The 17,430-nt window shown below is 66.0% G+C and carries 18 protein-coding genes; 12 read left to right on the top strand and 6 right to left on the bottom strand.

The window, feature by feature from the left end; translation table 11 throughout:
- Positions 1-367: 367 nt before the first annotated feature.
- Together ON32_RS17455 and glyA are read left to right on the top strand one after the other, a co-directional pair.
- Positions 368-1,567, top strand: coding sequence for a DUF885 domain-containing protein (locus tag ON32_RS17455; protein WP_040792031.1), 1,200 nt, complete (start codon positions 368-370; stop codon positions 1,565-1,567).
- A 165-nt stretch (positions 1,568-1,732) separates the two neighbouring features.
- On the top strand, positions 1,733-3,028 hold the full coding sequence (gene glyA / locus ON32_RS17450; protein ID WP_040792030.1) for a serine hydroxymethyltransferase: 1,296 nt from the start codon (positions 1,733-1,735) through the stop codon (positions 3,026-3,028).
- Between the two features lie 108 nt (positions 3,029-3,136).
- On the opposite strand, the gene ON32_RS17445 is transcribed toward glyA, so the two are convergent.
- Positions 3,137-4,342 carry an FAD-dependent monooxygenase gene (locus tag ON32_RS17445; RefSeq protein ID WP_040792158.1) on the bottom strand — a complete coding sequence of 402 codons (1,206 nt, stop codon included), beginning with the start codon at positions 4,340-4,342 and terminating at the stop codon, positions 3,137-3,139.
- A gap of 110 nt (positions 4,343-4,452) precedes the next feature.
- Here ON32_RS17445 and ON32_RS17440 point away from each other — a divergent pair, with 110 nt between their 5' ends.
- From ON32_RS17440 to ON32_RS17425, 4 genes are all read left to right on the top strand, one after another.
- A complete protein-coding gene (locus ON32_RS17440; protein WP_051133371.1) occupies positions 4,453-5,226 on the top strand; it encodes a TetR/AcrR family transcriptional regulator in 774 nt (257 codons plus the stop codon).
- Positions 5,223-5,639: a limonene-1,2-epoxide hydrolase family protein gene (locus ON32_RS17435; protein ID WP_040792029.1), complete on the top strand. Its 417-nt coding sequence runs from the start codon at positions 5,223-5,225 to the stop codon at positions 5,637-5,639. The genes ON32_RS17440 and ON32_RS17435 overlap by 4 nt, the downstream gene beginning before the upstream one ends.
- A gap of 140 nt (positions 5,640-5,779) precedes the next feature.
- The gene (gene adh / locus ON32_RS17430; RefSeq protein WP_040792028.1) at positions 5,780-7,297 is read left to right on the top strand and encodes an aldehyde dehydrogenase; all 1,518 of its coding nucleotides are present in this window, start codon (positions 5,780-5,782) and stop codon (positions 7,295-7,297) included.
- A complete protein-coding gene (locus tag ON32_RS17425) occupies positions 7,297-7,740 on the top strand; it encodes a DUF779 domain-containing protein (protein ID WP_051133396.1) in 444 nt (147 codons plus the stop codon). Before adh ends, ON32_RS17425 begins: the two co-directional genes overlap by 1 nt.
- Before the next feature lie 66 nt (positions 7,741-7,806).
- On the opposite strand, the gene ON32_RS17420 is transcribed toward ON32_RS17425, so the two are convergent.
- Positions 7,807-8,079, bottom strand: a complete 273-nt coding sequence (locus ON32_RS17420; protein WP_040792026.1) for a hypothetical protein — start codon at positions 8,077-8,079, stop codon at positions 7,807-7,809.
- A gap of 116 nt (positions 8,080-8,195) precedes the next feature.
- Here ON32_RS17420 and ON32_RS17415 point away from each other — a divergent pair, with 116 nt between their 5' ends.
- The 5 genes from ON32_RS17415 (at position 8,196) to ON32_RS17395 (ending at position 13,503) form a co-directional block, all read left to right on the top strand.
- Positions 8,196-8,600 carry a DUF488 domain-containing protein gene (locus ON32_RS17415; RefSeq protein ID WP_040792025.1) on the top strand — a complete coding sequence of 135 codons (405 nt, stop codon included), beginning with the start codon at positions 8,196-8,198 and terminating at the stop codon, positions 8,598-8,600.
- 326 nt (positions 8,601-8,926) lie between these two features.
- Complete coding sequence (gene phoH2 / locus ON32_RS17410) at positions 8,927-10,276, top strand: RNA 5'-3' helicase PhoH2 (protein ID WP_040792024.1); 1,350 nt, start codon at positions 8,927-8,929, stop codon at positions 10,274-10,276.
- A gap of 109 nt (positions 10,277-10,385) precedes the next feature.
- Complete coding sequence (locus ON32_RS17405) at positions 10,386-10,604, top strand: hypothetical protein (RefSeq protein ID WP_157224223.1); 219 nt, start codon at positions 10,386-10,388, stop codon at positions 10,602-10,604.
- A 525-nt stretch (positions 10,605-11,129) separates the two neighbouring features.
- Entirely contained in the window at positions 11,130-11,990 is an 861-nt protein-coding gene (locus ON32_RS17400; protein ID WP_040792022.1) for a hypothetical protein, read from the top strand.
- 112 nt (positions 11,991-12,102) lie between these two features.
- On the top strand, positions 12,103-13,503 hold the full coding sequence (locus tag ON32_RS17395; protein ID WP_040792021.1) for a class II fumarate hydratase: 1,401 nt from the start codon (positions 12,103-12,105) through the stop codon (positions 13,501-13,503).
- 80 nt (positions 13,504-13,583) lie between these two features.
- On the opposite strand, the gene ON32_RS17390 is transcribed toward ON32_RS17395, so the two are convergent.
- From ON32_RS17390 to glpX, 3 genes are all read right to left on the bottom strand, one after another.
- A complete protein-coding gene (locus tag ON32_RS17390) occupies positions 13,584-14,441 on the bottom strand; it encodes an acyl-ACP desaturase (protein ID WP_040792156.1) in 858 nt (285 codons plus the stop codon).
- Between the two features lie 94 nt (positions 14,442-14,535).
- Complete coding sequence (locus tag ON32_RS17385) at positions 14,536-15,144, bottom strand: LGFP repeat-containing protein (RefSeq protein WP_040792020.1); 609 nt, start codon at positions 15,142-15,144, stop codon at positions 14,536-14,538.
- Between the two features lie 226 nt (positions 15,145-15,370).
- Positions 15,371-16,414 (bottom strand): class II fructose-bisphosphatase, encoded by a 1,044-nt coding sequence (glpX, locus tag ON32_RS17380; RefSeq protein ID WP_040792019.1) that lies wholly within the window; start codon positions 16,412-16,414, stop codon positions 15,371-15,373.
- Positions 16,415-16,545: 131 nt separating this feature from the next.
- Between glpX and ON32_RS17375 the strand changes: the two genes are divergently transcribed.
- Complete coding sequence (locus ON32_RS17375) at positions 16,546-17,112, top strand: DUF4245 domain-containing protein (protein ID WP_040792018.1); 567 nt, start codon at positions 16,546-16,548, stop codon at positions 17,110-17,112.
- A 33-nt stretch (positions 17,113-17,145) separates the two neighbouring features.
- Here the strand turns inward: ON32_RS17375 and ON32_RS17370 are convergent, their stop codons facing one another.
- Entirely contained in the window at positions 17,146-17,430 is a 285-nt protein-coding gene (locus ON32_RS17370) for an exodeoxyribonuclease VII small subunit (RefSeq protein WP_040792017.1), read from the bottom strand.

The raw sequence follows: 17,430 nt of genomic DNA, 5'->3' as shown, positions 1-17,430 counted from the left end.
GCTCCGCCGAACATGCACAGTGGCCGTGCCGTTGTTGTGAGATGCGGTCCGTCTGTGCCCTCATGGCTGAATTCTGCGCCTTGGACGGATTCGCCTGTAAAAGGGGGTCCATTATCCGCTGGTCACCCGTAATCTCCACCACCTCTCCGGCGTGTCCGGAACGCTCGTCCACCTCCATCTTCCATATCCACTCCGGCCTGCTCCCACACCTGCGAATCCGGTTCCGCAGGCCTCTGCCCGGCCGAGCGCGCCACCGGGGTTCGAGCGTTGGAGGGGTATCGGCATCACTTTCTCGGACACCTCGTTCCTCCGAGGGAAGCCCCCGTGGCTCGGCCCGCGCCGCCGCCGAATACATAGACTCCGCTTCATGGACGCGCACCCCCTCGTAATCGAATACCTACGGCTCGGCCTGGCCTTCGACCGTCTCGAAGAGGGTTTCGTCGATGCCTACACCGGTGATCCGCGGTTGCGTCGCGAGGTGGAGAACGCGCCCGCGCCCGACCCGCGTGAGTTGGCCCGTCGGGCGACGGTGCTGCGGTCGGAATTGCCCTCCGCCGGACTGTCCCCGGAACGGACCGAGTTCCTGGATGTGCATCTGCGGGCCCTGGAGTGCTCGGCGCGCAAGTTCGCCGGTGACGAGATCGGTTTCGTGGACGAGGTCCGCGCCTATTTCGATGTCGAGATCGGCATCGGTGATCCCGACGACTACCGGGACGCACACCGCAAGATGGACGAGGTGCTTGCCGGCGACGGGTCGTTGGCCGAACGGATGGCGGCGCATCGCCGCGCCGACGAGATACCGCCGGAACGGTTGTCGGCCTGTGTGGAGGCGTTTTCCGGCGCGCTGCGGGAGCTGGTGCGGGCTCGGTATCCGCTGCCGGACCACGAGCACGTCACCTATGAGGTGGTCGGCGACAAGCCCTGGTCCGGGTTCAACTACTACCAGGGCAACTACCGCTCCACGGTGGCGATCAACTCCGATCTGCGCCAGTACATGGCGAATCTGCCGCGGTTGATCGCGCACGAGGCGTACCCGGGTCATCACACCGAGCACTGCCGCAAGGAGGCCGGGCTGGTGGCGGCGGGGCAGGTCGAGCAGACATTGTTCCTCGTCAACACGCCGCAGTGTCTGATGGCGGAGGGCTTGGCGGATCTGGCGCTGCGTTCGATCGTCGGTCCGGGCTGGGGGGTGTGGGCGCAGGAGATCTATGCCGACCTGGGGCTGCGATTCGACGGGGAACGCGCGGAGCGGCTGTCGGAGGCGTCGGCGCAGCTGCTGAGTGTGCGCCAGGACGCCGCATTGATGCTGCACGACCAGGGCCGGGACCCCGACGAGGTGGTGGGGTTTCTACAGCGGTGGAGCCTGACCTCCCTCGAACGGGCCCGTCAGTCGTTGCGTTTCCTGTCGTCTCCGCTGTGGCGCGCCTACATCAGCACCTATGTGGAGGGTTATCGGCTGCTCGGCGGATGGCTGGATCGGGCCGTCGACGCCGACGACCGCGCGGAGCGGTTCCGTCGATTGCTCGACGAGCCGCTCACCCCGGGCGCCGTCCGCGCCATGTGCTGACGGCCGCGCGACGTCGCCGAAACGGTGTGTTCCGTCGGTCGGTTGGGAGGCGGTGCCGGGCCGACCGACGCCATGGGGACCGCGCCGTGTGATGTGTCTCTCCATGGCGCGAAACCGGTCGAACCCGATGCCGGCCCGTTCATCCGGGGCTCATAGACTGGCCGGGTGACGCAGACGACCGCCTCTGTCAATACCCAGTCTCTCGGTGAACTCGACCCCGAGGTCGCTGCCGCGCTGGCAGGAGAGCTCGCCCGCGAGCGCGACACCCTGGAGATGATCGCCTCGGAGAACTTCGTTCCGCGGGCGGTGCTACAGGCGCAGGGCAGCGTACTCACCAACAAGTACGCCGAGGGCTACCCGGGTCGGCGTTACTACGGCGGTTGCGAGCACGTCGATGTCGTCGAGACCCTCGCCCGAGAACGCGCCAAGGAGCTGTTCGGCGCGGAGTTCGCCAATGTCCAGCCGCATTCGGGGGCACAGGCCAATGCGGCGGTGCTGATGGCGCTGATGGATCCGGGCGACCGGCTGTTGGGGCTGGATCTGGCCCACGGCGGTCACCTCACCCACGGGATGCGGCTGAACTTCTCCGGCAAGCTGTACGAGGTGCACTCGTACGGGGTCTCCAAGGAAGACCACCGGATCGATATGGACGAGGTCCGCAAAACCGCCCTGCAGGCGCGCCCGAAGGTGATCGTGGCCGGGTGGTCGGCCTATCCGCGGCATCAGGACTTCGCGGCGTTCCGCGAGATCGCCGACGAGGTGGGCGCCTACCTGTGGGTGGATATGGCGCATTTCGCGGGACTGGTCGCGGCCGGGTTGCATCCATCGCCGGTGCCGTACGCCGATGTGGTGTCCTCGACGGTGCACAAGACCCTCGGTGGTCCGCGTTCCGGTCTGATCCTGGCCAAGCAGGATTACGCCAAGAAGCTCAACAGCTCGGTGTTCCCGGGCCAGCAGGGCGGTCCGCTCATGCATGTCATCGCGGCCAAGGCGGTGGCGTTCAAGATCGCCGGCAGCGCCGAGTTCGCCGAACGGCAGCGGCGCACCCTCTCCGGCGCGAAGATCCTCGCCGAGCGTCTCACCGGCTCCGATGTGGCGGGCAAGGGCATTACGGTGCTCACCGGCGGTACCGATGTGCATCTGGTGCTGGTGGACCTGCGCAACTCCGAACTCGACGGTCAGCAGGCCGAGGATCTGCTGCACGAGATCGGAATCACGGTGAATCGCAATGCCGTTCCGTTCGATCCGCGTCCGCCGATGGTGACCTCCGGTCTGCGGATCGGTACCGCCGCACTGGCCACCCGCGGTTTCGGAGACGCCGAGTTCACCGAGGTCGCCGATATCATCGCGACCGCACTGGCCGGTGGCGCCGACCTGGACGCGTTGCGGGCCCGGGTGCGCAAGTTGGCGAGCGATTTCCCGCTGTACCAGGGCCTAGAAGACTGGAACCTGCTCGGCTGAGTCCGGTCCTGCGGCATATCTCGTTCTGTTGTCGACGCCGCTTCGGCCCGTTCGAGCGGTGTCGACAACAGGCATGGTCTTCTGTGAGCGGTGGCCACCGCGAGGGCGTTACCGTTGGGTGGGCGTGCTGTCGATACCGCCCGCGAGCAGAGTCGGATAGTCGCGCAGGTCGATATTGTTCTTGGCGTCCGCCGCATACCGCTCCATCAGGCCGAAAAGGCGGGAGCCGAGGAACCGGTCGCGCAGGCGGATGCCGTAGCGGGTTTTGGGAGTGAGGAAGCGTCCGGGGTTGCTGTTGCCCGCGAGCGCGGCGTAGTCACGCATGATCGCGTCGTAGCGGGCGAAGGCGACGGTGTGATCGCCGCCGGCGACGGCGAGTTCGCCGGCGAGGACGTAGGCGCCCACGATCGCCAGTCCGGTTCCGAACCCGGCCAGGGTGTTCCCGTACGCCGCGTCGCCGATCAGCGCCACTCGTCCGCGGACATAGGTGCGCATTCGGACCTGGGCCAGGGCGTCCAGATAGAAGTCCTCGTGATGCGCCATCTCGGCGAGCATCTCCGGTACCTTCCAGCCGACACCGGCGAAGGCCTCGGTGAGGATGCGTCGCTGCTCGGCTTCGTCGTCGCGGGCGTAGGAGAGTTCGGGCGCGGCGAACATGTACATCTGCTCGGCCTTGGGGCCGCCGGCGACCGCGAGTCGGCCGGGGGCGTTGTATGCGTAGGAGACCGCGCGGGCGGGGCCGTCCGTCTGCCGGGCTCGCGGTTGTGAGCCGGTGATGCAGTAGTAGTAACCGCGGTGCCGAACGAATTCTCGCTCTGGTCCGAAGGCCAGTGCGCGAACCCGGGAGTGGATACCGTCGGCGCCGAAGACGAGGTCGAAGGTGCGAGCCGGTCCCTGTTCGAACTCGACCCGGACGCCTTCGTCCGTCTCGGTGAGGCCACTGATCGAATCGCCGAAGATGTAGGCGCAGTTCTCGGCGGTTCGGGCGTAGAGGATCTCGGCCAGGTCGCCGCGCAGGATCTCGATATCCCCGCCGGTGAAGTCGCCGGACAGGCTCGCGCGCCGCTTACCCGTCTCGTCCACGAACACCACATCGGCACCACCGGTCTGTCGGGCCCGGACCGCATCGAGTATGCCCATGCGTTCCAGCACCGTGAGGTGGGTTTCCCCTTTGAAATCGACGGCTTGACCGCCGGGGCGGAGCGCGGGCGCGCGTTCCACGACGGTGACATCGAACCCGTAGCGGTTCAGCCAGTAGGCGAGGGCGGGGCCGGCAATGCTCGCACCGGAGATCAGGACGGTCTGGTTGCGCATGGTCACTCCATTCGAGAAATTGCGTCCACCGGTATCTGTTTCCGGTGGACGCGGAATAGCGTATGGTAGACACAGTTTCAGTGTCAACATATTTTCGGAAGGGGCCCGAGATGCCGGCGCCGAGCGTTGTCGAGTTGTTGTGGGGTACCGGACGGCCGCCGCGCCGCGGTCCGAAACCCTCCCTGTCGACGGAGGTCATCGTCGGTGCGGCCATCGAGCTGGCCGACGCGGAAGGTATGGGCGGGGTGTCGATGCAGCGGGTCGCCGAACGCCTCGGCTACACCAAGATGTCGCTGTACCGCTATATCCCCGGCAAGGCCGAACTCGCCGCGCTGATGCTGGAGGCGGCGATGGGAGCGCCTCCGGATCTGACCGCGGTGCAAACGCTTCCCCGCGAGGAGCCGTGGCGGGCCGGTCTGCGCGCCTGGGCCGAGGAGATCTTCCGGCGCTACCGCGCCCACCCGTGGACGTTGGAACTGTCCACCGGTGTCCGCCCCATGGGGCCGCACGAGCTCGGATGGTTGGAGGCGGCGCTCGGGGTGCTGGCCGCGACGCCCCTCACCGGACCGGAGCAGTTGGATGCCGTCGTCGTGCTCAATGGTCATGTGCGGAGCCTGGTGCAACAGGCGGGGGTCGGCAGTGTCGATGGGCTGGAGGAGGGTCTGATCGAGCAGATGGCGGAGGTGATGGCCATTGCCGGAGACCGCTATCCCCGGGTGACCGCGGTCATGCGGGAACAGTCCACCGGTGGTTCGGAACGGGACGACGCGCTGCATTTCGGCATCGATCGAGTTCTCGACGGATTGGCGGCGCTCATCGATCGTCGGGAATCTCGGCCGTCCGGCGGTCGCAACGGCCGCAATCGACCTACCCTCGGTGAATGACCGAAAAAGACGTGGATCAGGATGCGATCACCACGGTGCGCGAATTCTTCGACGCCTTGGAATCGGGGGCGGTCTCCGAGGCGCTGGAGTTGGTGCACCCGGATATCGTCTGGAAGAACACCTCGCTGCCGGATGTGCGTGGTTGCGACCGGGTCGCCAAACTGCTGCGCGGTCTCAACCGAGACCAGTTCGGATTCGCCGCCGAAATGCACCATATCGCCGCTCGAGGTGATGTCGTACTCACCGACCGAACCGACATCCTGCGCGTGGGGCCGGTTCGGATCTCCTTCTGGGTCGCCGGCACCTTCGAACTGCGAGACGGCCGAATCATCCTGTGGCACGACCATTTCAGCTGGGAGAACTTCCTGCGCGGCGCGGTGGTCGGATTGGCTCGGGCGGCGCTGCGTCGGTGATATGGCGGCGTGTCCGCGCCGTTTGCCGGACGATCGGGCGTTCTTCTTCGGGGAACACTCCGGTGGGGCATTATCGAAGTGATCTGCATCACCATCATGGAGAGTGGGCATCAGTCTTCGATTCGCCAGGAGCATGCGCTATGACCTATGCAAAGCCCGGAGCCGACGGCAGTATCGTGAGCTACGCCGCCCGATACGACAACTTCATCGGCGGCGAATGGATCGCTCCGGTCGAAGGCCGCTATTTCGACAATCCGTCCCCGATCGACGGGGAGAAATTCTGTGAGGTGGCCCGTTCCTCGGCCGCCGATATCGATCTGGCCCTGGACGCCGCGCATGCCGCCGCCGACGCTTGGGGCGCCACCTCGGTCGCCGAGCGCGCCAATATCCTCAACCGGATCGCCGATCGGATCGAGGGGAACCTCGAAGCCCTGGCGGTGGCCGAGGCCTGGGAGAACGGCAAACCGGTCCGGGAGACCAAGGCCGCCGATCTACCGTCGGCCGTCGATCATTTCCGCTACTTCGCCGGTGCCATCCGCGCCCGGGAGGGCGGGATCAGCGAAATCGACTCCGATACCGTCGCCTACCACTTCCACGAACCCCTCGGCGTGGTCGGCCAGATAATCCCGTGGAATTTCCCCATCCTGATGGCCGCCTGGAAACTGGCCCCCGCGCTGGCGGCCGGTAATGCGGTGGTGCTCAAACCCGCCGAACAAACCCCGGCCTCCATCATGAAGGTGGTGGAGCTGATCGCCGATCTGCTGCCACCGGGCGTGCTGAACGTGGTCAACGGGTTCGGGGTGGAAGCCGGTAAACCATTGGCGTCGAGTCCCCGGGTGGCCAAGGTGGCCTTCACCGGTGAGACCACTACTGGGCGGCTGATCATGCAGTACGCCAGTGAGAACATCATTCCGGTCACCCTGGAATTGGGCGGTAAGAGCCCGAATATCTTCCTGCCCGATGTGATGGCCGCCGACGACGAGTTCCTCGACAAGGCGGTCGAAGGTTTCGTGATGTTCGCCCTGAATCAGGGCGAGGTGTGCACCTGCCCGTCGCGTGCGCTCGTCCACTCGTCCATCTACGACGAGTTCATGGCCCGCTGTATCGCGCGAACCGAAGCCATCAAGGGCGGTAATCCGCTCGACGAGGCGACCATGATCGGCGCACAGGCCAGTAACGATCAATACGAGAAGATCCTGTCCTATATCGACATCGGTCGAAAGGAAGGCGCCGAGGTCCTCACCGGCGGTGGTCCCCGCAAGGTGGAGGAGTTCCCCAACGGCTACTACATCCAGCCCACCGTGTTCTACGGCAGCAACGATATGCGGATCTTCCAGGAGGAGATCTTCGGTCCGGTCGTCGCGGTGACCAGGTTCGACACCCCGGAAGAGGCGCTCGAAATCGCCAACGACACCCTCTACGGGCTCGGCGCCGGTGTCTGGACCAGAGACGCCAATACCGCCTACCGGCTGGGTCGGGGGATCAAGGCGGGCCGGGTGTGGACCAACTGCTACCACGCCTACCCGGCGCACGCGGCCTTCGGTGGATACAAGAAGTCCGGTATCGGTCGGGAGAACCACGCCAAGATGCTCGACCACTATCAGCAGACCAAGAACCTGCTGGTCAGCTACTCGCCCCAGAAGCTGGGTTTCTTCTGATATCGCCACCGCCACCGCCACCGCCACCGCCACCGCCACCGTCCTCCGGGCCGAACCGGGTGGAGCTCACCGAAGCGGCGGCGCGGTTGCTGCGGGAGCTGATCGAGCGGCACGGGCCGTTGATGTTCCACCAGTCCGGTGGGTGCTGCGATGGCAGTTCGCCCATGTGCTATCCGCGCGGTGAGCTCCGGGTGGGCGCCTCGGACGTGCTGTTGGGGCGGGTCGACGCCGATACCCCGTTCTGGATGAGTGCCGACCAGTACGAGTACTGGAAACACACCCACCTCACGGTGGATGTGGTGCCCGGGCGGGGTAGCGGGTTCTCATTGGAGGCGCCCGAAGGTGTCCGGTTTCTCATCCGTTCCCGGCTGCTCACCGACGACGAGCTCGCCGCGTTGGAAGCGGTGCCGCCCCCGCCCACCGGGGCCGAGCTCGACGTATGAGCGAGTACCGGCCCGGTTCCGAGCGCGCGGGATGTCCGGCCCGCCGGTCGTGGGCCGGACCATGGTTCAGGAGCGGCCGGTCAGGTAGTCGAGGTAGAACGGGCGCAGCGCGTCCGCCAGCTCTCCGTCACCGGCGTGGATGTAGTCGTCTATGAGCGGGACGACCCATTTGATATCGGCTTCGCTATCGCCCACCCGCCCCGCGGTCGCCTCCGCGGCGGGGATCCGGGTGAGGAGTTCCCAGAGGAACTTGATGTCGGCGTGGCGCACGGCCTGTTTGACCGCCCGATCGTGCAGTTCCTTGGAGGAGAGTTTCTCGAGCTCCGCGTTGCCGCCCATAGCGTGACTCTAATCCGCACGGGCGTGGTGTCCAGGGGCTTTCGGCTGCAAGTCGAGGCGGAAGCGCCGCCGGGCGGTACTGGCACGCTCGATTGATGTTGTGCTGCTATGGATTCATGGGTGATGAGAAGCTCGCACCGCCGCCCGGCTTCCGGACGAAACGTGTCTACGACGAACCCGGCCCGGACGATGGGCATCGGGTACTGGTCGATCGGTTGTGGCCACGAGGGCTGACGAAGTCCGAGGCCCGGATCGAGGAATGGGCGAAGGAGATCGCACCGTCCACCGAGCTGCGGCGCTGGTTCCACGCGGACCCGGACGGCCGGCGCGGGGTGTTCGTCCAACGGTATGCCGATGAGTTGTCCGGTTCCCCGGCGCGGGAGGAGCTGGAGCGGTTGCAAGACCTCGCGGCGAACGATCCGCCGGTGACCCTGCTGACGGCGACACGGGAGCCGGAGCGAAGTCATGTGCCGGTGTTGCTCGATCTGTTGCGCGGCGAGGAGGCGGGAAACCTTCGCTGAAATGTCGCCAGTTCACACCGTGGCGGTCGCTGGCCGATAAAGCTGCTGATCAGCGGAAACGTCGGTCGACGTCGCGGCGTTAACGACGAATTCACCGATATGGTTTCCCGTCTCCGGGCGCGTCGCACCCAAACACAGGTAGTTTCGATGTGGCGGGCTGCGTCGGTGTGGCCCGTTCGGGAGGTCCTGACCGTGACTGAGCAACTCAGTACGAGGGGGCCGGCACCCGGCCCTCGTGGTGGCTGACGTTTCCGTCGACACCATCAGGACCGACCGGCCCAGCGAGACTGTCTGTGTGGGTGCCGCGCAGACGATAGGAGCCTACCGTGACTGCTGCACGCTCCGTATCCGCTCCCACGGCGACCGCTCGCTCCCTCGAGAAAGGCCTCAAGACCTTCGTTGTCGACACCTCGGTTCTGTTATCGGACCCCTGGTCGGTGACCCGATTCGGTGAGCACCGTGTGGTGCTGCCGCTGGTGGTCATCAGCGAACTCGAAGGCAAACGTCATCATCACGAGCTCGGCTGGTTCGCCAGGGAAGCGTTGCGCATGCTCGACGACCTGCGGGTGCAGCACGGACGGCTGGATCAGCCGTTGCCGATCGGCACCGAAGGCGGCACATTGCACGTGGAGTTGAACCACACCGATCCGGCGGTGCTACCGGTGGGCTTCCGCACCGAGACCAACGATTCCCGCATCCTGGCCTGCGCGCTCAACCTCGCGGCCGAAGGCCAGGAGGTGGTATTGGTGTCGAAGGACATCCCATTGCGGGTCAAGGCGAGTTCGGTGGGTCTGCGGGCCGAGGAATATCACGCCCAGGACGTGGTGACCTCCGGCTGGACCGGTATGACCGAAATCGACGTGGCCTCCAATCGCATCGATGAGCTCTACAGCGAATCGGTGATCGATCTGGACGAAGCGCGAGAGCTGCCGTGCCACACCGGTATTCGTCTGTTGGGCCCCACCTCCAGTGCTTTGGGGCGGGTGACGCCGGACAAGCGGGTACAACTCGTCCGGGAGCGAGAGGCATTCGGGTTGCACGGGCGCTCCGCCGAGCAACGGATCGCATTGGATCTACTGCTCGACGAAAGTGTCGGCATCGTGTCCATGGGCGGTCGCGCGGGCACCGGTAAATCCGCGCTCGCCCTGACCGCCGGGCTGGAAGCGGTATTGGAACGCCGCACCCAGCGGAAAGTGGTGGTTTTCCGGCCGCTGTATGCCGTCGGCGGCCAAGAGCTGGGTTATCTGCCCGGCACCGAGAGCGAGAAGATGGGGCCGTGGGCGCAGGCCGTCTTCGACACCCTCGACGGGCTGGCCAGTCGGGAAGTGATGGAAGAAGTGCTCAGCCGCGACATGCTGGAGGTGCTGCCGCTCACCCACATCCGGGGCCGCTCCCTGCACGACTCCTTCGTCATCGTCGACGAGGCGCAGTCGTTGGAACGCAATGTGCTGCTCACGGTTCTCAGCCGATTGGGCACCGGGTCCCGGGTGGTGCTCACCCACGATGTGGCCCAGCGGGACAATCTGCGTGTCGGCAGGCACGACGGTGTCGCCGCGGTAATCGAGAAACTCAAGGGTCATCCCTTGTTCGCCCATATCACCCTGACCCGTAGCGAACGCTCGCCGATCGCTGCATTGGTCACGGAGATGCTGGAGGAATACGGCCCCAACGTCTGATCGACAACCGAGCGGCCCACCACGGCATCCGGTCCGTGGTGGGCCGCTCGGCCTTCTCTGGTCGATCATCTGCGATCGGCCGCGCACCACGATGACACCGCATCCCACGATGACACCGCATCCGATGCGGGTGGTTTCCGAGCGGAAACGGAACTATCGGCCGAGCGAAGCCGAGTTGGCCATGCGGGCGCGTAGGCCCACCACCGGGGTGGGATTCTCCGGTGATATTCGGGGCCGGGGCATGCGTAGCTCCACCACGGTTCGGCTGTTTCTTTCCGACGATGGGGAATTGAACGTCTTCGAACCCCGGCAATGGCGAAAAATGTGACCGGACCTCCATTCGTACACGCTCCCGGCGCGTTGACGAGCAAGGAGATCTCGGCATATCGGGTCAGCGAGTTGCTCGGCCTCGGAGCGGTGTCTCCAACAGCCTGGACCGATGGTGAAAGGAACACGGGCCTTGGTCGGCGCCGGATCGACCGGTGCCGACCATCGAGGAGCCGATTTTCGTTATGAAGATGGACACCTCGGGTGCTAGCGTGTCGAGCGGGAGCGGGATCGGGTGGGAACAAGATCGGGTGGGAACGACGAGTGCGGGGGCTACATCACCGTGCGGTAATGCGGGTCGAATCGCTTTGCGGCGGGTCGAATCGCTTTGCGATGGGAACCGGTGTCGCCTCGTCTCGGATGTGGGTGTCGAATGGTCAGCGGATGGTTTCGTAGAGTAGTCGTTACACGTGCGCTCGAAGCGTTCCGGAAGGCGGGTGCGGCAGGCGAGACGGTTCCGCGCGCAACCTCCCACGAGCTGAAACAGACTGCCGAACAGAGTGCGGGGAGCTCCCGGGATGCCGCCTTGTTCGTACAGGGGTCCGGCCTCGACAACGGCGGGAACGCCCCATGGCAGGCCGGGCACCCGGTGAATCGGGCTTTTCTCGACGACGTGCTCAATGGTCGGACCGGCCAGTTGGGCAACGACTACCAACACAAATATGCGGACTATTTCCGTCCTGGGTGCCCCGACGACGAACTTCCCGCGCATCTCACGCGCCGTCCACCTTCGGGAGCGCTGTCGGATGCGGCGGTGCCGATCGACCTGAGACGGATAGTCGTCAACTACGAAGGAGACGGTTTGGTGCCGGTCTGGCGTGATCGATGGGCCGGAGGCGCTTTTCTCCGACCCGAGCACGCGCTGTACCGGATGGACCAGCGCGGGCCGGAGTTGTTCGAAAGTGGCTTTCATCCGAAGAATCCGAACGACCTCAATGTCAGCGCCCATACCGGCGGCTTGCCCCATGGGAGTGGGTTCGTTTCGCTGAGTATGAGCCCGGAGCACACCGTGGGGCGGAGTTTCCTGCTGGACCGCGTCAAGAACGGTCGTGTCGATCACACCGATATCGAGAACCTGGTGGCCAAGGGCGACCTGGAGGAGGATTTATTCAGCGGTACCTACCGCCAGCGCCACTACATGCACGAGGTCTACCATCCCTACGGTATCGACGTCGGCGCCACCTTCCATGATGCCCAGGCACGTTACGGCCGATACGCACCCGACTCCTACAACGAGTCCGAGATTCTGGCGCCCGGTGGACTTTCCGGTGACACCATCTACCGCGCATGGCCGCGCGACATCATCCTCGACGCGCAGGGGAGGATTCTGTCGGTTCATGTCGGCGACCCCATCGTGAACCCCGGTTTCGGACACGCGGGCAGCTGAAGAGCATTGTCGATGCATCCGACTCGCAAGAACCTCGGCTCCCGCATCGGAGTCGGTGGGTCGCGCGGTCTGTCGGCGGGCCGGGGCCCGGTAACGCCATTAGGGTCGAGTCATGGAGGAAACGCAGTACCGCATCGAACACGACACCATGGGCGAGGTTCGCGTTCCCGTGCACGCGCTGTGGCGGGCCCAGACACAGCGGGCGGTGGAGAACTTCCCCATCAGCGGACGTGGGTTGGAACGCGCCCAGATCCGGGCGCTCGGTCTGCTCAAGGCCGCCTGTGCCACGGTCAATCGCGATCTGGGATTACTGGCCGAGGACAAGGCGAACGCGATCATCGCCGCGGCGAACGAGATCGCCGAAGGCCGCCACGACGACCAGTTCCCGATCGATGTCTTCCAGACCGGTTCGGGCACCAGCTCGAATATGAACGCCAACGAGGTGATCGCCTCGATCGCCGCGGCCAATGGCGTCACCGTGCATCCCAACGACGATGTGAACATGTCGCAGTCGTCCAACGACACTTTCCCCACGGCCACCCATCTGGCCGCCACCGAGGGGGTTATCACCGAACTCGTTCCCGCACTGGAACATTTACGGTTGGCGTTGTTGGACAAATCGGTGGAATGGCGCACGGTGGTGAAATCCGGTCGCACCCATCTGATGGACGCGGTGCCGGTGACCCTCGGCCAGGAGTTCGGCGGCTATACCCGGCAGGTCGCCGCCGGTATGGAACGTCTCATGGCGACCCTGCCGCGGTTGGGGGAACTTCCCATCGGCGGTACCGCGGTGGGAACCGGTCTCAACGCTCCGGCGGATTTCGGGGCGCGGGTCGTCGCGGAGTTGGTGCGGATCACCGGTCTGGACGCGCTGCGTGAGGCCCAGAATCATTTCGAGGCGCAGGCGGCGCGCGATGGTCTGGTCGAGGTATCGGGCGCATTGCGCACCGTGGCGGTGAGCCTGACCAAGATAGCCAACGATATCCGGTTGATGGGGTCGGGTCCGTCGACCGGACTGGCCGAGCTGCGACTGCCGGATCTCCAGCCGGGCAGCTCCATCATGCCGGGCAAGGTGAACCCGGTACTGCCCGAGGCGGTTACCCAGGTCGCCGCGCAGGTGGTCGGCAACGATGCGGCCGTCGCCTTCGCCGGGGCCGGTGGGCATTTCGAGTTGAACGTCTACATCCCAATGATGGCGCGCAATGTGCTCGAATCCATCCGACTGCTGGCCGCGGTTTCGCGACTGTTCGCCGACCGGTGTATTCGCGGACTGGTCGCGGAGACCGAACGGCTGCGCATCCTGGCCGAATCGTCGCCGTCCATTGTGACGCCGCTGAATTCTGCCATCGGCTACGAGGAGGCCGCGGCGGTCGCCAAGGAGGCCTTGCGGGAGAAGAAGACCATCCGGCAGACGGTGATCGATCGGGGGCTGATCTCCGACCGGCTCACCGAGGAAGAGCTCGACCGACGCCTCGATGTGCTGTCCATGACCCGGGTCGAAGATCAGGACTGACCCCTGATCGCGCCATACCGGGTGATGACGCGATCGGGGACGCCCCGGTTGTCACCGAGCCGCCGGACACACGGGCTCGATCAACCCGCGAGCCCGCCGAGTTCGGCGCGGGCTGCCTCGCCGAGTTCGCCCAGGTCGGTGCGGGTGAACACATTCCATTCGGCCAATAGCGGGGCGAACACCAGTTCGCCCTGTCGGGCCGGATCGTAGATACCGGCCTCGGCCAGGGCCTGATCGGTGCTGCGCCCATCGGGCAGGGTGAAGGAGGGAACCCGGAAGGCGGCGACCCGGTCGGCGACGGCGCGCATGGTCTGATCCGGCACCTGCTCGAAGGCGGCGCCGATGACCTCGGTGAAGAAGCGTGCCTGGAGTTCGTCATCGGCTGCGAGTCGCTCACCGATCGAGGTGACCAGCGGGTTTTCTCCCAGGGCCGCGGTATTGCGATGCCGGACGGCCGCTGCCTTCTCCTCGAAGGCAGCGGTGGCCAGGATATCCAGCAGATGCAGCGGTTCCCGACGGAAACCGGCGGTCATCTCCGCCATGCGCCGCCGTTCCAGCTCCACCGGGTCCACCGCGCGGGTGACCATGAGGTAGTTGCGGAGCAGGATGGCGTGCCGGTTCTCCTCGGCGGTCCACCGGCCCACCCAGCGCCACCAGGGGCCGGTGCGCAGGTGCTTGCCCAGTTCCCGGTGGTAGGAGGGCAGGTTGTCGGCGATCAGCACGCTCACGGTGAGCGCCAGTTTGGCGACCTCGCTCAGTTCGGACTGTTCGGGTTCCCAGTCGCTGCCACCGAGGAAGGCGAAATTGCGGCCGTCGTCCCAGGGGACGTAGTCGTGCGGCTGCCATTCGACGGCCGCGTCGATGTGGCGCCGCAAGGCGGTTTCCACCTCGACCGCGAGCGATTCCAACAGTTCACGGTCGGTCAAGAGAGTTTGCACCCCCACAACCTAGCCGGTGTTCGTCCGAGGTGGGAGTCGGCGGGCCGTGGGTGGTGGCCGATCGACTCCCACCATCATGGATCGAGGTGAGCTGCTACTTCTCGGTAACCGTGGTGGAGCGGTCCGTGGAGTTCCACGTGATGGTCCCACCCTGGAATTCGCTCTTCTTGCCCTCGGGGGTGTCCTCCTCGTCGGAGGTCGGGAAACCGAGCGGGCCCTCGGCGCCGCCGCTGCGCTCCCACTCCTCCCGAATATCTCCCCAGACGATATGGCTGCCGGTTTCATCGCTGGAGAAGATGGTGCCGCCCTCGAAGTCCTGATAGCGGCCGCCGTTGGGGGCGGTCTCCTCGGGACCCTCCGGTAGCCCGAGAGGGCCGGAGGGGCCGCCGGCCTCGTCGTACTTCTGGTAGATCGTGCCGGCGACGCTGATCTCCGAACCATCGGGTGTACGGACCTTGGTCTCGCCGGCTTCGGCCCCGGGGGTGGCGGTACCGGTGGCCGTCCCCTCGGCTCCGGTGGTTTCCGTGGGCGAGCCCTCGGCCGGGCTGCTCTCGGCGGTGGTGCCGCCGGGCAGAACAGCCGAGGTCAATGAGCCCACGGCATCCGATACCGAGGAATCGTCATCGCCGCATCCGGCTACGAGCAGGCCCGCTGCGGCGAGCGCGATGGTCAATCCGGCCGAACGTCGAACGAAGTGTTCCATTGTCCGTCCTCTCGCGAAATGGCCGGCGCGATGAGGGATACAGCTCGGGTTCACCGCCTGGCCGATGCGTGGCGGCAGCACCGCGGCGCATCCGGGGGAGTCGCCACGATGCTGCCGAATAGGGGTTTACGTGGATCTTGTCACGGAAATACCTGCATCGAACCTTATGCCAGAAATTTGCCGGATAGGCGAATTCGGCGGCCGGGTGTCGCGAGAGCGGAACGGATCAGGGCAGGGGCGGCGCGGCGTGCTCGTCGCCGTGGAAATCGACCGAGGAGTATTCCCGCAGCTTGGTCAGCCGGTGGTAGGCGTCGATCATGCGCACCGTGCCCGACTTCGACCGCATCACGATGGACTGCGTGGACGCGCCGCCACCGAAATAGCGCACACCGCGCAACAGATCGCCGTCGGTGACACCGGTGGCGCAGAAGAAGACGTTCTCCCCGGAGACCAGGTCCTCGGTGAACAGCACCCGATCGAGATCGTGGCCGGCGTCGATTGCCTTCTGCCGTTCCTCATCGTCCTTGGGCGCCAGCTTGCCCTGCAGCGCACCACCCATACACCGCATCGCCGCCGCCGCGATGATGCCCTCCGGGGTGCCGCCGATGCCCACCAGGATGTCGGTGCCGGAGTCCGGTCGGGCGGCCGCGATGGCGCCGGCCACATCGCCGTCGCTGATCAGGCGGATACGCGCCCCCGCCTCCCGCACCTGGTGGATCAGTTCGGCATGCCGCGGGCGGTCCAGGATGCACACGGTGAGATCGGATACCGAGGCCTTCTTGGCCTTGGCCACGCGGCGGATGTTCTCACCGATCGGGATGGTGATGTCGATGACATCGGCGACCTCGGGGCCCACGGCGATCTTGTGCATGTAGAACACTGCCGACGGGTCGAACATGGCGCCACGTTCGGCCACGGCGAGCACCGAGATGGCGCCCGGCGAGCCCTTCGACATGAGCGTGGTGCCGTCGATAGGGTCCACCGCGAAATCGACCTCGGGGCCGGTGCCATCTCCGACGAGTTCGCCGTTGTACAGCATGGGCGCCTCGTCCTTCTCGCCCTCACCGATCACCACGATGCCGCGCATGGACACCGAGCTGACCAACTGCCGCATGGCGTCGACCGCGGCGCCGTCGCCGCCTTCTTTGTCGCCGCGTCCCACCCAGCGACCGGCTGCCATGGCGCCCGCCTCGGTCACCCGGACCAGTTCGAGCGCGAGGTTGCGATCGGGTGCCTCGCGGCGGCTCGGTGCGGTCGATGATGCCGTCATTGGGGGGTGCCTCCTTGGCGTCGTGCGTACCGGACAATTGTCTCATCGTCGCGATGTATCCCGGCGCACACCTGGTACGCCGGTACCGGGGGCGGAACCGCTCGCGCCGCGACCGAGTGGATACTTGAGGCGTGTCGTATCAAAAGCCACGCATCATGAACGACTATCGGGACCTGCTGCTCTCGCTGATCCCGTTGGTGCTGATCGCCGTGGTCTTCGCCGGTGCGGCCAGCCAGTGCAGCTTCTCCGCCGGCGGTCCCACCCAAGGACCGATCCCCAGCTTCGACGCCGCAGCCGCGCTGCGCTCGGACGCCGAGAATCTGTCGTTTCCCATTCGGGAACCGCGACTGCCCGCCGACTGGTCGCCGAACTCCGGCAGCCGTGACACCATCACCGAGGCGGGCGGCGGCACGGTGAGTACCATCGGCTACATCACGCCTCGGGGCACCTATATGCAGCTCAGCCAGAGCAATGCCGCCGAGGAGGTATTGGCTCGGCATATCGCGGACACCCGTTACGCGAACGGCACCCGGCAGATCGGCGAGCAGAAATGGGTCGTCTACGGCGATCCGGACGTAGAACCGGCATGGATCGCCGACTTCGGGGCGAGTCGGGTCCTGATCCGCGGTGCCGGCGACGACGACGCCTTCACCACTCTCGCGCGGGCGGTCACCGAGGCGAGTCCGCTGCGGAAATGAACCGTTCGCCGGGGCGCGCGGCCCGGCGGATGCTCACGATTCGGCTTCGTCGGCGCTCTCGTCGGCATCCGCCTCCTCGGCGCGCGCGAGGGCTTCCTCGATCCGTTGCCGGGCACCGGCCAGGTGTTGCTCACACCGGGCGGCGAGGGCTTCCCCGCGTTCCCACAGGGCCAGCGAATCGTCGAGGTCGAGTCCGCCCTGTTCGAGCATCTTGACCACATTGACCAGTTCGTCGCGGGCACGTTCATAGCCGAAGCCGGCGATTTCGGCCAGTTCGGCGGCTGCCTTGTCGGTGGGGGCGGCGCCGGGTTCGGGCAC

It is taken from the genome of Nocardia paucivorans NBRC 100373, from assembly GCF_000308675.1.
Lineage (GTDB): Bacteria > Actinomycetota > Actinomycetes > Mycobacteriales > Mycobacteriaceae > Nocardia > Nocardia paucivorans.
The sequence above is the reverse complement of the archived record's forward strand: the minus strand, read 5'-3'. Positions and strand labels throughout refer to the sequence as shown.

Excerpts from the sequence above, each read along its gene's own strand:
- ON32_RS17445 (WP_040792158.1), bottom strand. The coding sequence starts at position 4,342 with ATGCGCAACCAGACCGTCCTGATCTCCGGTGCGAGCATTGCCGGCCCC.
- adh (WP_040792028.1), top strand. The coding sequence starts at position 5,780 with ATGACCTATGCAAAGCCCGGAGCCGACGGCAGTATCGTGAGCTACGCC.
- ON32_RS17435 (WP_040792029.1), top strand. The coding sequence starts at position 5,223 with ATGACCGAAAAAGACGTGGATCAGGATGCGATCACCACGGTGCGCGAA.
- ON32_RS17405 (WP_157224223.1), top strand. The coding sequence starts at position 10,386 with ATGACACCGCATCCGATGCGGGTGGTTTCCGAGCGGAAACGGAACTAT.
- ON32_RS17395 (WP_040792021.1), top strand. The coding sequence starts at position 12,103 with ATGGAGGAAACGCAGTACCGCATCGAACACGACACCATGGGCGAGGTT.
- ON32_RS17385 (WP_040792020.1), bottom strand. The coding sequence starts at position 15,144 with ATGGAACACTTCGTTCGACGTTCGGCCGGATTGACCATCGCGCTCGCC.
- ON32_RS17420 (WP_040792026.1), bottom strand. The coding sequence starts at position 8,079 with ATGGGCGGCAACGCGGAGCTCGAGAAACTCTCCTCCAAGGAACTGCAC.
- glpX (WP_040792019.1), bottom strand. The coding sequence starts at position 16,414 with ATGACGGCATCATCGACCGCACCGAGCCGCCGCGAGGCACCCGATCGC.
- ON32_RS17415 (WP_040792025.1), top strand. The coding sequence starts at position 8,196 with ATGGGTGATGAGAAGCTCGCACCGCCGCCCGGCTTCCGGACGAAACGT.
- ON32_RS17440 (WP_051133371.1), top strand. The coding sequence starts at position 4,453 with ATGCCGGCGCCGAGCGTTGTCGAGTTGTTGTGGGGTACCGGACGGCCG.
- ON32_RS17455 (WP_040792031.1), top strand. The coding sequence starts at position 368 with ATGGACGCGCACCCCCTCGTAATCGAATACCTACGGCTCGGCCTGGCC.